The sequence below is a fragment of the Agrobacterium sp. MCAB5 genome (assembly GCF_052114365.1).
GTDB classification, from domain to species: Bacteria; Pseudomonadota; Alphaproteobacteria; order Rhizobiales; family Rhizobiaceae; genus Agrobacterium; species Agrobacterium tumefaciens.
Map to the genome: position 1 here is coordinate 121,059 of NZ_JBFREP010000005.1, position 12,668 is coordinate 133,726.

Here is a 12,668-nt window from a genome sequence, read left to right on the forward strand (position 1 = left end):
AAAATAGGGCTTCACCAACCTAATCGTCCGCAAGGCCCAAGAATTGAACAGCTTTTCGGCAGCAAGGGGCACGGCAACAACGGGGGCGCCGCTTACCCGCCCGGCCCTTCAGCCGCCGTTCGCCATGGCCTTGGTGCGGTATCGTCCGACCGCAGTTGCAAGCGTATCGGCGACCTTCTTGCGCCATTCCGCATCAAGAAGCAGTTTTTCATCTTCCGGATTGGAGAGAAAGCCGAGTTCCAGCAACACCGATGGCACGTCATGGGCGCGCAGCACCATGAAACCGGCATAACGATGCGGATTGTTGATGAGGCCGACCTGTCCCTCGAAGGACGATACGATATTTTCTGCCAGCGTCACCGAAAAGGCCTGTGTTTCGCGCCGGGTGAAATCGAGAAGGATATCGGCCACCTCAGGCGGCTCGCTGGAGGCTGCCACACCGGCAATCTGGTCGGACTTGTTTTCGCGCTCGGCCAGCTCCTGCGCCCTGCGGTCTGAGGCGCGGTCTGACAATGTATAGACGGTCGCGCCCCGGATGCCCTTCTGCTTCAGTGTATCGGCGTGCAATGAAATGAACAGGTTGGCATTGTTCTGCCGGGCGATCGTCACCCGTTCGGACAGAGCGAGAAACGTGTCGGAATCACGCGTCAGGAACGCCTTGATGCCGGGCTCCCGGTTCATCCGCTCCACAAGTTCCTTGGCAAAGGTCAGCGTGATGACCTTTTCCTCCGTGCCGGTTACGCCACCGGAAGCGCCGGCATCGATGCCGCCATGGCCGGCATCAACAGCGATGACGAAATCCGTCTGCCGCGATGTCTTGTCGTCAGGCGTGATCGCCGCTGTCGAGACCGGCGTCGGCGCGCGCCATTGCTGCTCTTTCACCAGTTCGGCGAATTTGGCCTTGGTGGTGATCTCCGCATCCAGGACGAAGCGGAACGATGTGCCGTCCTCGCCCTTCTTGGTTTCGGCAACCGCCACCTGAACCGGTTTTTTTGCCGTCAGCACGATGCGGGCGCTGTCTTGCCCCATGCTACCGAAGCGAATGTCCGAGAAAAGGCCGGTTGGCGCCAGAGCCGATGCGGGGAACGCAAAATTCACCGCCGGAAAGTCCACGACGATGCGGGCGGGCGAATCGAGATAGTGAATGTCGAATTCCGGCTCCTCGGCAAAATCGAGAACGATGCGCGTGCGCGCCTCGTCGCCGATGATGCGTGCCTGATTGGCGATGAGCGGCTCCACGGCGAAGGCCTGTGGAACGCAGGAGACTAATGCGGCGACCGAAAAGACAACCGGCAAGACAAGGGCACCCGCAAGCCGCGCGATTCGCGCGCCAAGCGGCCCTGCCCCATCGAATATCGCTGCGCTGCGCGTGAAATTCATGGTCTTCAAGAAATTCCGTATTTCAGTCATTTTTCATAAATGGTGCGGCAAAGTGCCGGGAACGTCGTAGTTTCGGGCACGCCGGACGCGTGTTTGTGCGTTTGCGCCCCACAATCGCAGGCGTTGGTGAACCAATTGTTAACCCGGAAATTCCACCAACAATATGGCATATTTAGCCAGCCTATTGCTATTATGACAGAGAAAACATACAACAAGGATGAGGGTTAAAAGTGTTGACGGGATAGATGCCCGCCGGCTGCCAATCGAAAAAGACGCTGGCGCTGCAAAACGGGCAATCATCTGCCGTCGTTACATTTATCCTGAAACTGGATCAATTCCGGCCGTGGTCGGAGACCTACCCGGTGGCAATGCCACCGCTGCTCTGAGGAGAGCAAATTCATCGGACCCCAAGGGGTCTATATATTATTGTCGTTCCGCCTGGCCAATGATGTCGCAGCAGTTTTCATATGAACCGGATACCAGGAGCAGGCCAAGCGCCTCGCCGTCGGTCCGGATGCTGCCAGTTTACAGAGGCCCGGCTGGAGACTTCATTTCCGGCACATCCTTGCACTCATATGAAAGGCTCGTCCGTGTGGCGGGCCTGTTCTCGTATAAAACAAGGCTGCGCCGAGGAGCACAGCTTACATGGCAGACAAAATGCTTATCGACGCCTCCCACGAAGAGGAGACACGCGTAGTCGTTGTCCGTGGGAACCGGATCGAGGAATTCGACTTCGAATCGGAGCACAAGAAACAGATCCGCGGCAATATCTACCTTGCCAAGGTCACGAGGGTTGAGCCCTCCCTTCAGGCGGCGTTCGTCGATTACGGTGGAAATCGCCACGGGTTTCTCGCTTTTGCGGAAATCCACCCTGACTATTACCAGATCCCGCTCGCCGACCGTCAGGCGCTCCTCAAGGCGGAAGCCGAGGATCATCGCCGCAGCGACGACTTTGAATCGGCTGACGCCCCCGAGCCCGGCGCACCGGCTGTCGACCTGTCGCAGGCGGACCAGCCGGATGTCGGCATCGTTGCCGTCAGCGAGACGACTGACGCCGTGGTCGTGGACGAAACCGTTGCCGCTGCCGCTGCCGAAGAGGTATCCGAAGATGTGACTGCTGTGGCCGTCGAGGCCGTTGCGGAAGAAGCACCGAAGAAGCGTACCCGCCGCCCCCGCGCCAAGAAGAAGGTAGCGGAAGAAGAAGCCGTTTCCGACACCACTGCTGAGGCCTCTTCCGAAGAAGACGGCAGCACGGGCGGCGAAATGGCTGCCATGGTCGATACAGATACGATTTCCGAGGAAGTCGAGGGTCTTCGCCGTGGCAATGATGATGATGACGACGACGATGATGACGATCATCACGAGAAGGAAGTGATTGAATCCGTCGGCGCCGAAGACGCCATGGAAGAGGTTCCCGATCGCGTTGCCCGCAAGCCGCGCAAGCAGTACCGCATTCAGGAAGTCATCAAGCGCCGCCAGATCCTTCTCGTGCAGGTTGCCAAGGAAGAACGCGGCAACAAGGGTGCCGCACTCACCACCTATCTGTCGCTTGCCGGCCGTTATTCCGTGCTGATGCCGAATACCGCACGCGGCGGTGGCATTTCCCGCAAGATCACCCAGCCGACCGACCGCAAGCGCCTGAAGGAAATCGCGCGCGATCTGGAAGTTCCGCAGGGCATGGGCGTCATTCTGCGTACTGCAGGCGCCAACCGCACCCGCGTCGAGATCAAGCGCGACTTCGAATATCTGATGCGCCTGTGGGAAAACGTCCGCACGCTGACGTTGAACTCCACGGCCCCCTGCCTTGTTTACGAGGAAGGCTCCCTCATCAAGCGTTCGATCCGCGATCTCTACAACAAGGATATCAGCGAGATCATCGTTTCGGGCGAAGAAGGCTACCGTGAAGCAAAAGACTTCATGAAGATGCTGATGCCGAGCCACGCCAAGGTGGTTCAGCCTTACCGCGACATCCACCCGATCTTCTCGCGCTCGGGCATTGAAGCCCAGCTCGACCGCATGCTGCAGCCGCAGGTTACGCTGAAATCGGGCGGTTACCTCATCATCAACCAGACGGAAGCTCTGGTTGCCATCGACGTGAACTCCGGTCGTTCGACCCGCGAGCATTCCATCGAAGAAACGGCGCTGACGACCAATCTGGAAGCGGCGGAAGAAGTGGCTCGCCAGCTGCGTCTTCGCGACCTTGCCGGTCTTGTTGTCATCGACTTCATCGACATGGAAGAAAAGCGCAACAACCGCTCCGTCGAGAAGAAGCTCAAGGACTGCCTGAAAAACGACCGGGCGCGCATCCAGGTCGGCCGTATCTCGCATTTCGGCCTTCTGGAAATGTCGCGCCAGCGCATCCGCGCTTCGGTGCTGGAATCGACCACGCAGGTCTGCCAGCATTGCGGCGGCACGGGTCACGTTCGCTCGGAATCCTCCATCGCGCTGCACGTGCTGCGCGGCGTTGAGGAATATCTGCTGCGCAACACGACCCACAACATCACCGTGCGCTGCACGCCGGAAACGGCTCTCTACCTGCTCAACCACAAGCGCGGCACGATTGTCGATTATGAAGGCCGCTTCGGTGTGGCGATCATCATTGCGGCCGATGCCGGCGTCGGCGCGCAGCATTTCGCCATCGATCGTGGTGAAGCGGTTGAAAATCCGGTGAAGATCGAAAGCCTTATCCAGATGCTCCCGAGCTTCGTGGAAGAGGAAGACGATTTCGTTGTTGAGGTGGAAGAGGACGAAGAAGAGGAAGAAATCGTCAAGGCGCAGGCCAGCGAGCCGCGCCAGCAACAGCAGCAGGGCGACAACGGTGAAGACGGCAAGCGCAAGCGCAAGCGTCGTCGTCGCCGTCGTGGCAAAGGCGGACAGAACGACCAGAACGGTGCAGTTGATGCGCAGGCTGGCGATGACACCGGCGCTGATGATGCGGATGACGAAGATGGCGTCGAAACCGATGAAGCCGCAGACGACGCTGATGAAAACGGTGTGAACGAAGCTGCAAGCTCTGATGAAGAGGGCAAGCGCAAGCGTCGCCGTCGTGGCAAGCGTGGCGGCCGTCGCAACCGTGCTGAAGACGAGGCTCTCGATGCCGCAGGCAATGAGTCCGGCGAAGAAGGCGAAACGGAAGGCGAAAGCGAAGAGGTTTCCGCCGCAGCATCCGTAACCGAAGAGCCTACCGCTGCCGAAGTGGTGGAAGGTGTGGTTGCCGACGTTGGGGAAGCGGAAGCCCCGAAGAAACCGCGCCGCACCCGCAAGGCGAAGGCCAAGACCGAAGACGTGCCGCCGGCTGAAGCGGCACCGCAGGCTGAAGTCGCAGCGAAAACCGTTGAAACGGTCGAGCCGGTGATCGTCGAGCCCGCAGTCGTTGTGGAAACCGTCGTCGATGTCGCCCTCGACGAAGTGGGTGAAGCCTCGGCCGATCTGGGTTCGGAAGCGGTAGCACCCGCGACGGAAGAAAAGGTTCGCGCGAACCGGGGCAGCAATGTCTCGAATTCGGAGCCGGTCGTGACCTCGTCGGGCACGCCCGCCAGCCCTGACGGCGACGAGCCGAAGCCGCGCAAGGGCGGCTGGTGGCAGCGCAAAGGCTTCTTTTGATAGAAGACACTGAAACGAAAAACGCCCGCAACCATGTTGCGGGCGTTTTGCTTTGTTAGCGGATGTTAGGTTTATCTCACGCCGTAATCGATCCGGCATCCAGCCACGGCGCGTCTGCGCCGTGAAAGAAATCTCTCCCGATCAACGACTTGACCGCGTTGGCAAAGGACCAAGTCCGGGGTGACGGAAGCCCGATATGCCAATCGTCAAACAGACCGTGTCAGACCACCATCGACGCGGATGTTCTGGCCGGTGATGTAACCCGCACCTTCCGAGGCGAGGAAGGCAACGGTTGCGGCTATCTCCTCGCTCGTTCCGTAACGCTGCATCGGCACACCCTGGCGGCGCTCTTCCGTGGCTGGCAGGCTATCGATCCAACCGGGCAGAACATTGTTCATGCGCACATTGTCGGCCGCATAGGTATCGGAAAAAATCTTGGTGTAGGAAGCAAGGCCGGCGCGGAACACTGCAGAAGTCGGGAACATGCTGCTCGGCTCGAAAGCCCAGGCAGTCGAGATGTTGACGATCGACCCGGCTTTCTGTTTCACCATGAATGGAGCCACGATCCGTGTCGGGCGGATGACGTTCATCAGGTAGACATCAAGACCCGTGTGCCATTGCTCATCGGTGATATCGAGGATGGAAGCGCGCGGGCCATGGCCTGCACTGTTCACGAGAACGTCGATACGGCCGAATTTTTCGAGCGTCAGCTCCACCAGTCGATTGAGATCGTCGTTGGACTGGTTGGAGCCGGTGACGCCGATGCCGCCCAGTTCCTTCGCCAGCGCCTCTCCCTTGCCGGAGGACGACAGGATCGCGAGCTTGTAACCATCAGCGCTTAGACGTTTCGCCACGGCCGCGCCCATGCCGCTGCCGCCTGCCGTCACAATCGCCACTTTTTCTGCCGACATCGTTCTTCTCTCCATGTCCAATCGGGCGGACCGCCGCGTGGTAGCCCTTCTCCATCCATAACCCGCTCCATCTATAGCGGGTTTTGGCAGCGAGTTCGAACCAGAAAGCCTTGGACCGGCTTGAAGAAAAACTGATCTGAAGGCCCGTCAACGCCGCACTTGATTATCCGCCGCATGGACCTGTCTGCTGTCGGTAGGGGCCTCCTCCCTCTCCTTCAAACCATAGTCCCGCATCACGGTGGCGATACGCAGGCGGTAATTGCAAAAGACGCCGGACCGTCCCAGCGACTGTGCTGCTCGATGCGGCGCGGTGTTGCGCCATGCCTTCACCGCCTCCTCATCCCTGAAGAATGACAGCGAAAGCATCTTGTTGGGATTGCTGATGCTCTGAAAGCGTTCGACGGACAGGAAGCCGTCGATGGTTTCGAGCTCGGCGCGCAGGCTGGCGGCAATATCGAGATAGTGCTGTTTTTCGCCCTCAGCCTGCCAGACCTCGAAGATGACGGCGATCATCGTCCGCCTCCGCCGTGCGGCGCAGATGCCAGCCTCAGGAACAGCCTGTCCTCACGGCGGATGAATTGCTCGCGCCGGGCGAATTCATAATTTTCCTGCCCTGCCGGGTCGGCAGCAAGTCGCGCCCGGTAGGCTTCGTACGCGGCAAGGTTTTCGATGTTATAGACGCCGTAGGCAATAGTGCTCGATCCCTCTTTCGGCGCGTAATAGCCGATCAGATCGGCGCCGCAGCGCGGTATCGCCTCACCCCAGTTGCGGGCATAGTGATCGAAAGCATCGACCTTGAAGGGGTCGATCTCGTAACGGATGAAACAGGTCAGCATCGTCGGTCTCCTCGTGTTGTGCCTTTCCTGTCTACGCCATTGCCTCACATCAATGCTTCGGCTATCATCGAACTATGAAAGACGGACCCTTGATCGCAAATGTCGCCGCCCTGATCGGCGACCCCGCCCGCGCCAACATATTGACGGCGCTGATGGACGGACGCGCGCTGACGGCAAGCGAGCTTGCCGAAGCCGCCGGCGTGACACTGCAGACCGCTAGCGGGCATCTGTCAAAACTCTCCGACGCCCAATTGCTCAAAGCGGAAAAACAGGGGCGGCATCGCTATTTCCGGCTTTCCGACGCGGATGTGGCGCAGGTTCTTGAAGCGCTGATGGGACTTGCGCAGCGCACCGGGGCCGTGCGCGTGCGTACCGGACCAAAGGACACCGCGCTTCGCGAGGCGCGCATCTGTTACGATCATCTGGCCGGAGAAAGCGGCGTGGCACTGCTTTCGACCATCACCGCAAAAGGTCTCGTGACATCAGGCGACGATCCCGCACTTACGGATAGCGGGCGGGGTTTCTTCTCGAGCTTCGGCATTGATCTTTCGCCGCTGGAAAAGGCAAGGCGCCCGGTTTGCCTGCATTGCCTGGACTGGAGCGAACGTCGTCACCACCTCGGCGGCGGGCTCGGCGCATCGCTTCTGAAAGCCATGCAGCAGCGCGACTGGCTGCGGCAAGGAAACGGGCGCGTGCTGACCTTCACCACAAAGGGTGAAAAGGCCTTTGCCAGCACCTTCGGTTGCTCGCCCGCCTGATCCCCGCCAAAGGGGAGAAGAACCGAGGGCTTATTTCAGCCAACCAGCAATGCGCCCAACGGCCTCGGCAATATCCGACACCGAACCCGCATAGGAAATGCGCAGCGCCCTGTGGCCCTCCTCTGGATCGAAATCCATGCCGGGCGTCGCCGCCACGTCGATTTCCGCCAACATGCGTTTGGCGAAATCCATGCTGTCATTGGAAAAGCGGCTGGTATCGACATAGGCGTAAAATGCGCCATCCATGGGAGACGCCAGCGGCAGGCCTATTTCCGGAAGGCGCGTCATCAGGAAATCGCGGTTGGTGCGGTAGCTTTCCCGGTAGACGTCCAGTTCCTCTGCCGCCGAAAAGGCTGCGGTTGCCGCCAGCTGGGATAGTTCCGGCGGTGAAATATACAGGCTCTGAGCAAGACATTCGACCGGACGGACGAGATTTTCCGGCAGGACCATCCAGCCGATGCGCCAGCCGGTCATGCAATAATATTTAGAGAAGGAATTGATGACGACGGCATTGTCGGTGAGTTCGAGCGCGCTCGTTTCCTCGCCGACGAAAGTCAGGCCGTGGTAGATCTCGTCGGAAATGAAGGCGATATCCCGGCTTTCACAATAGTTTGCTAGCCGTTTCAGCGCTTCGCGGCCGGTGACCGTGCCGGTTGGGTTGGCCGGGCTTGCCAGGAGCACGCCCTTTAACTTGCAGCCCGCCCTCGTCTCCGCCCGCTCGAGGCTGGCAGGCGTCAGCGTATAGCCGGTTTCCGCCGTTACCGGCACTTCCACGACATTGAGGCCAAGCGCTTTCAAGATATTGCGATAGGCGGGATAACCGGGCCTTGCGATCGCGACATGATCACCGGCATCGAAAAGGCTGAGGAAGGAGAGGTTGAAAGCGGCAGAAGACCCGGTGGTGACGGCAATGCGCGCCGGATCGACGATAACCTGGTGGCGCAGACGGTAGTGGCCGGCAATCGCTTCGCGCAATTCACGCAGGCCCAGCGCATCGGTATAGCCGATCCGCCCATGCTTCAGCGCCTCCTGCGCGGCCGCCAGAGAGGCTTTCGGTGCGGGATGGGAAGGCTGGCCAACCGCCATGGAAATGACGGGGCGTCCCGCCTGCCGTCGCCGGTTCGCCTCCGCCAGAATATCCATGGCGTGAAAGGGTTCGACTGCGCTCCGCTTCGACATCGTTATCAAGGGCATGCTCTTTCCTGAACCGTATTTCAGAGACTTGCCCCAGAATCACACGCTTCACAATCGTGCGACCATAATGCGGACAACTATTTTTGGCGTATGGCATTTGGCTTAAAGTAAGGTAATTGCATCATAACATTCATGAGGCATTGGCCGCACAGTATGAGGACCGATATGGCGCATCTTCTCCGTTCAACCCTTCTCGCCAGCGTAACGGCCCTTTCCATGGCTTTCGCTTCTCTGCCCGCCCATGCCCTCGATGACAAGCAGAAGAAGGAAATCGGCGAGTTCATCAAGCAATATCTGATCGAGAACCCCGAGATCATGCTTGAAGTTCAGGACGCGCTTGAACGCAAGCAATATGCGACCCGCAACGCCAAGGCGGCGGAAGCCGTGGCCGACAACCAGAAGACCATCTTCGAATCGAAATACGATCTGGCGCTCGGCAATCCGGACGGCGACGTCACACTGGTCGAGTTCTTCGATTACAATTGCGGTTATTGCAAACGCGCCATGGGCGACATGGACAATATTCTGAAGACGGACAAGAAAGTGCGCGTCGTGCTCAAGGAATTCCCGATCCTCGGGCCGGAATCGGTCGCCGCGCATCGGGTCTCCAACGCCGTCAAGCTGCTTGCGCCTGCCAAATATCCCGAATTCCAGCGCGCCTTGCTTGGCGGCCGCGGACGGGCGAATGAAGACAGCGCCATGGAAGTCGCGACGTCGCTCGGTCTCAAGGAAGCCGACATCCGCAAATCGATGGCAGAAAACCCCAACGACGCGCAGGTGCAGGAAACCTACAAGCTCGCCAACAGCCTCGGCATAACAGGAACACCGTCCTATATCGTCGGCAACGAGGCTGTTTTCGGCGCTGTTGGTGCGGACCCGTTGAAGGAAAAAATCGCCAATATGCGCAGCTGCGGAAAAGCCACCTGCTCCTGATTCCGCAAAAAGCCGCTGCATTCCCTGTGGATGCCGGGCCTGCCGGCTGTTTACGGCTTTCGGGGGCTTTTCCTTGAAGGCTGCGCAGTCTATAGGTGTCGCTGATTTTCTTATGGAAACACGAATGAGCAACATCATCATCGTCATCAACGGCCCCAATCTCAACATGCTGGGAAAAAGGGAACCGGGTATCTATGGTGGCAAGACGCTGAAAGACATCGAGAATGATTGTCTTGCTGCTGGTGCAGATCTCGGGTTCGCTGTGGAATTCCGCCAGTCCAACCACGAAGGCGTGCTCGTGGACTGGTTGCATGAGGCGGGAGAGAGAGCGGCAGGTGTCGTCATCAATCCCGGCGCCTACAGCCACACCTCGATCGCGCTGCATGACGCCATTCGTGCGATTTCCACGCCCGTCGTGGAAGTGCATATTTCCAACATCCACGCGCGGGAAGAGTTCCGTCACAAATCGATGGTATCGCCCGCCGCGAAGGGCATGGTCTGCGGTTTCGGACCATATGGCTACATCATGGCGCTTCACGCGCTGAAGAACATCACGGCATAAAAAGAAACAAAGAATAGGGTTTGTCATGTCTGAAAAGAAACAGGGTATCGACAAGGAACTGATCCGCGAGCTCGCGAATATCCTCAACGATACCGACCTTTCGGAAATCGAAGTGGAGCAGGAAGACCTGCGCATCCGCGTTTCCCGCGCCGCTCCGCCCACCACGGTCTATGCCGCAGCGCCCACCGGTTACGCAGCACCGGCGCCAGCCCCTGCAGCGGCGGCAGTTGCCGCTCCGGCAGCACCTGCGGTCGCCGCAGCACCTGCCCGCAACCCGGCCAATACCGTTACCTCGCCAATGGTCGGCACGGTTTACCTGTCGCCTGCTCCGGGCGCACGTCCGTTCGTCGAAGTGGGCGCGACCGTCAAGGAAGGCCAGACCATCCTCATCGTCGAAGCCATGAAGACCATGAACCAGATTCCGGCTCCGAAGTCCGGCAAGGTCGTGGAAATCGTCGTCAACGACTCACAGCCCGTGGAGTATGGTGAAGCTCTCGTGGTCATCGAATAAAGGCGGTTCAGCATGGTTTCGAAGATCCTCATAGCCAACCGCGGCGAGATTGCGCTGCGCGTCCTGCGCGCTGCCAAGGAGCTTGGCATTCCGACAGTCGCCGTGCATTCCACCGCAGACGCGGACGCCATGCATGTGCGCCTTGCCGACGAAAGTGTGTGCATCGGCCCGCCGCCTTCGCGTGACAGCTACCTCAACATCCACCAGATCGTTGCGGCCTGCGAAATCACCGGTGCGGACGCCGTTCACCCCGGTTACGGCTTCCTGTCGGAAAACGCCAAGTTCGCCGATATCCTCGACGCGCACGGCATTACCTTCATCGGACCGACCGCAGAGCATATCCGCCTTATGGGCGACAAGATCACCGCCAAGCAGACGGCGCAGGAACTCGGTATTCCCGTGGTTCCCGGCTCCGACGGCGAAGTGAAGCCCGAGAATGCGCTCGAAATCGCCCGGACGATCGGCTTCCCGGTCCTGATCAAGGCGACGGCAGGCGGCGGCGGTCGCGGCATGAAGGTGGCGAAGACGGAAGCGGATCTCGACGAGGCGGTCTCGACGGCCCGCTCCGAAGCGGCAGCTGCCTTCGGCAACGACGCCGTTTATATGGAAAAATACCTCGGCAAGCCGCGTCATATCGAAGTGCAGGTTTTCGGCGATGGGGAAGGCAACGCCATTCATCTTGGCGAACGCGATTGCTCGCTGCAGCGCCGTCACCAGAAGGTGCTGGAAGAGGCGAACTCCCCGGCCCTCACCGTTGAACAGCGTATGGAGATCGGCGAAATTTGTGCAAGCGCCATGCGCAAGCTGAAATATCGCGGTGCCGGCACCATCGAGTTCCTTTATGAAAACGGCGAGTTCTATTTCATTGAAATGAACACGCGTCTTCAGGTGGAACATCCAGTCACGGAAGCGATCACCGGCATGGACCTCGTGCAGGAACAGATCAGGGTTGCTTCGGGACAGGGCCTGTCGGTGACGCAGGCGGATATCGAATTCCATGGCCATGCCATCGAATGCCGTATTAATGCCGAGGACCCGCGCACATTCGTTCCCTCCCCCGGCACGTTGACCTATTTCCATACGCCGGGCGGCCTTGGCGTGCGCGTCGATTCGGGTGCCTATCAGGGCTACAAGATCCCGCCTTATTACGACAGCATGATCGGCAAGCTTATCGTTCACGGTCGCGACCGTGACGAATGCATCCGCCGTCTGCGCCGGGCACTGGACGAGTTCGTCGTCGACGGCATCAAGACCACGCTCCCGCTTTTCCAGGATCTTCTTCAGAACGAAGATATCCTCAGCGGCAATTACGACATTCACTGGCTGGAAAAATACCTGGCCGGTGATGCGTCTCACTAAGAGATATGGTTGGGCGGCGCAGCAAAAATAACGGCATAACCGTCGATATATTGCTGCGCGCCTATTCCGCCGGCCTGTTTCCGATGGCCGATTCGGCTGATGATCCAGAGCTTTTCTGGGTCGAGCCGGAAATACGCGGCATCATTCCGCTCAACGATTTCCACATTTCCAAAAGCCTCGCCAAGGCGATGCGCAAGAAGCCGTTCGAGATACGCTTCAATACCGCTTTCGAAGCGGTGATGGCAGGATGTGCGGCTGAAGCGCCGGACAGGCCGAGCACCTGGATAAACGCCACAATTCGCAAACTCTACACCGAACTGCACCAGATCGGCCATGCCCATAGTGTCGAGGCGTGGGATGGCAAGGAACTTGTCGGCGGACTTTACGGCGTATCGCTTGGGGCCGCATTCTTCGGCGAGAGCATGTTTTCCCGCCGCACCAACGCCTCGAAAATTTGCCTCGTGCATCTGGTGGAGCGGCTGAGAGCAAGCGGTTTCGTGTTGCTCGACACTCAATTCACCACCGAGCATCTGAAGACATTCGGCGCGATCGACGTGCCGAAGCAGCAATACGCGAAAATGCTCGATCAGGCCGTCAACCAGCCAGACCTGCAATTCTAAA

The 12,668-nt window shown here is 59.2% G+C and carries 12 protein-coding genes; 7 read left to right on the top strand and 5 right to left on the bottom strand.

Going from position 1 to position 12,668, the window contains the following annotated elements:
* Positions 1-108: 108 nt before the first annotated feature.
* Entirely contained in the window at positions 109-1,380 is a 1,272-nt protein-coding gene (locus AB4Z23_RS13760; protein WP_421476397.1) for an N-acetylmuramoyl-L-alanine amidase, read from the bottom strand.
* A gap of 645 nt (positions 1,381-2,025) precedes the next feature.
* On the opposite strand from AB4Z23_RS13760, the gene AB4Z23_RS13765 reads away from it, so the two are divergent.
* Positions 2,026-4,983: an Rne/Rng family ribonuclease gene (locus tag AB4Z23_RS13765; RefSeq protein ID WP_421476399.1), complete on the top strand. Its 2,958-nt coding sequence runs from the start codon at positions 2,026-2,028 to the stop codon at positions 4,981-4,983.
* A gap of 206 nt (positions 4,984-5,189) precedes the next feature.
* Here AB4Z23_RS13765 and AB4Z23_RS13770 read toward each other — a convergent pair whose 3' ends face one another.
* The 3 genes from AB4Z23_RS13770 to AB4Z23_RS13780 form a co-directional block, all read right to left on the bottom strand.
* Positions 5,190-5,894 carry an SDR family oxidoreductase gene (locus tag AB4Z23_RS13770; RefSeq protein ID WP_025593304.1) on the bottom strand — a complete coding sequence of 235 codons (705 nt, stop codon included), beginning with the start codon at positions 5,892-5,894 and terminating at the stop codon, positions 5,190-5,192.
* Positions 5,895-6,041: 147 nt separating this feature from the next.
* A complete protein-coding gene (locus tag AB4Z23_RS13775; protein WP_421476401.1) occupies positions 6,042-6,407 on the bottom strand; it encodes an antibiotic biosynthesis monooxygenase family protein in 366 nt (121 codons plus the stop codon).
* On the bottom strand, positions 6,404-6,730 hold the full coding sequence (locus tag AB4Z23_RS13780; RefSeq protein WP_421476403.1) for an NIPSNAP family protein: 327 nt from the start codon (positions 6,728-6,730) through the stop codon (positions 6,404-6,406). The genes AB4Z23_RS13775 and AB4Z23_RS13780 overlap by 4 nt, the downstream gene beginning before the upstream one ends.
* Before the next feature lie 74 nt (positions 6,731-6,804).
* Here AB4Z23_RS13780 and AB4Z23_RS13785 point away from each other — a divergent pair, with 74 nt between their 5' ends.
* Positions 6,805-7,488 carry an ArsR/SmtB family transcription factor gene (locus tag AB4Z23_RS13785; protein WP_025593299.1) on the top strand — a complete coding sequence of 228 codons (684 nt, stop codon included), beginning with the start codon at positions 6,805-6,807 and terminating at the stop codon, positions 7,486-7,488.
* A gap of 30 nt (positions 7,489-7,518) precedes the next feature.
* On the opposite strand, the gene AB4Z23_RS13790 is transcribed toward AB4Z23_RS13785, so the two are convergent.
* Positions 7,519-8,676 (bottom strand): pyridoxal phosphate-dependent aminotransferase, encoded by a 1,158-nt coding sequence (locus AB4Z23_RS13790; RefSeq protein WP_421476501.1) that lies wholly within the window; start codon positions 8,674-8,676, stop codon positions 7,519-7,521.
* Positions 8,677-8,847: 171 nt separating this feature from the next.
* On the opposite strand from AB4Z23_RS13790, the gene AB4Z23_RS13795 reads away from it, so the two are divergent.
* From AB4Z23_RS13795 to aat, 5 genes are all read left to right on the top strand, one after another.
* Positions 8,848-9,615 carry a DsbA family protein gene (locus AB4Z23_RS13795; RefSeq protein ID WP_421476405.1) on the top strand — a complete coding sequence of 256 codons (768 nt, stop codon included), beginning with the start codon at positions 8,848-8,850 and terminating at the stop codon, positions 9,613-9,615.
* A gap of 124 nt (positions 9,616-9,739) precedes the next feature.
* Complete coding sequence (gene aroQ / locus AB4Z23_RS13800) at positions 9,740-10,177, top strand: type II 3-dehydroquinate dehydratase (protein ID WP_003496340.1); 438 nt, start codon at positions 9,740-9,742, stop codon at positions 10,175-10,177.
* A 25-nt stretch (positions 10,178-10,202) separates the two neighbouring features.
* Positions 10,203-10,688 (top strand): acetyl-CoA carboxylase biotin carboxyl carrier protein, encoded by a 486-nt coding sequence (accB, locus tag AB4Z23_RS13805; RefSeq protein WP_003512759.1) that lies wholly within the window; start codon positions 10,203-10,205, stop codon positions 10,686-10,688.
* 12 nt (positions 10,689-10,700) lie between these two features.
* Positions 10,701-12,047 (top strand): acetyl-CoA carboxylase biotin carboxylase subunit, encoded by a 1,347-nt coding sequence (gene accC, locus AB4Z23_RS13810; protein ID WP_097171841.1) that lies wholly within the window; start codon positions 10,701-10,703, stop codon positions 12,045-12,047.
* 5 nt (positions 12,048-12,052) lie between these two features.
* Positions 12,053-12,667, top strand: a complete 615-nt coding sequence (gene aat, locus AB4Z23_RS13815; RefSeq protein ID WP_003512757.1) for a leucyl/phenylalanyl-tRNA--protein transferase — start codon at positions 12,053-12,055, stop codon at positions 12,665-12,667.
* Position 12,668 lies beyond the last annotated feature (1 nt).

Coding starts and splice junctions, on each gene's coding strand:
- AB4Z23_RS13760 (WP_421476397.1), bottom strand. CDS start 1,380: ATGAATTTCACGCGCAGCGCAGCGATATTCGATGGGGCAGGGCCGCTT.
- AB4Z23_RS13765 (WP_421476399.1), top strand. CDS start 2,026: ATGGCAGACAAAATGCTTATCGACGCCTCCCACGAAGAGGAGACACGC.
- AB4Z23_RS13770 (WP_025593304.1), bottom strand. CDS start 5,894: ATGTCGGCAGAAAAAGTGGCGATTGTGACGGCAGGCGGCAGCGGCATG.
- AB4Z23_RS13775 (WP_421476401.1), bottom strand. CDS start 6,407: ATGATCGCCGTCATCTTCGAGGTCTGGCAGGCTGAGGGCGAAAAACAG.
- AB4Z23_RS13780 (WP_421476403.1), bottom strand. CDS start 6,730: ATGCTGACCTGTTTCATCCGTTACGAGATCGACCCCTTCAAGGTCGAT.
- AB4Z23_RS13785 (WP_025593299.1), top strand. CDS start 6,805: ATGAAAGACGGACCCTTGATCGCAAATGTCGCCGCCCTGATCGGCGAC.
- AB4Z23_RS13795 (WP_421476405.1), top strand. CDS start 8,848: ATGGCGCATCTTCTCCGTTCAACCCTTCTCGCCAGCGTAACGGCCCTT.
- aroQ (WP_003496340.1), top strand. CDS start 9,740: ATGAGCAACATCATCATCGTCATCAACGGCCCCAATCTCAACATGCTG.
- accB (WP_003512759.1), top strand. CDS start 10,203: ATGTCTGAAAAGAAACAGGGTATCGACAAGGAACTGATCCGCGAGCTC.
- accC (WP_097171841.1), top strand. CDS start 10,701: ATGGTTTCGAAGATCCTCATAGCCAACCGCGGCGAGATTGCGCTGCGC.
- aat (WP_003512757.1), top strand. CDS start 12,053: ATGGTTGGGCGGCGCAGCAAAAATAACGGCATAACCGTCGATATATTG.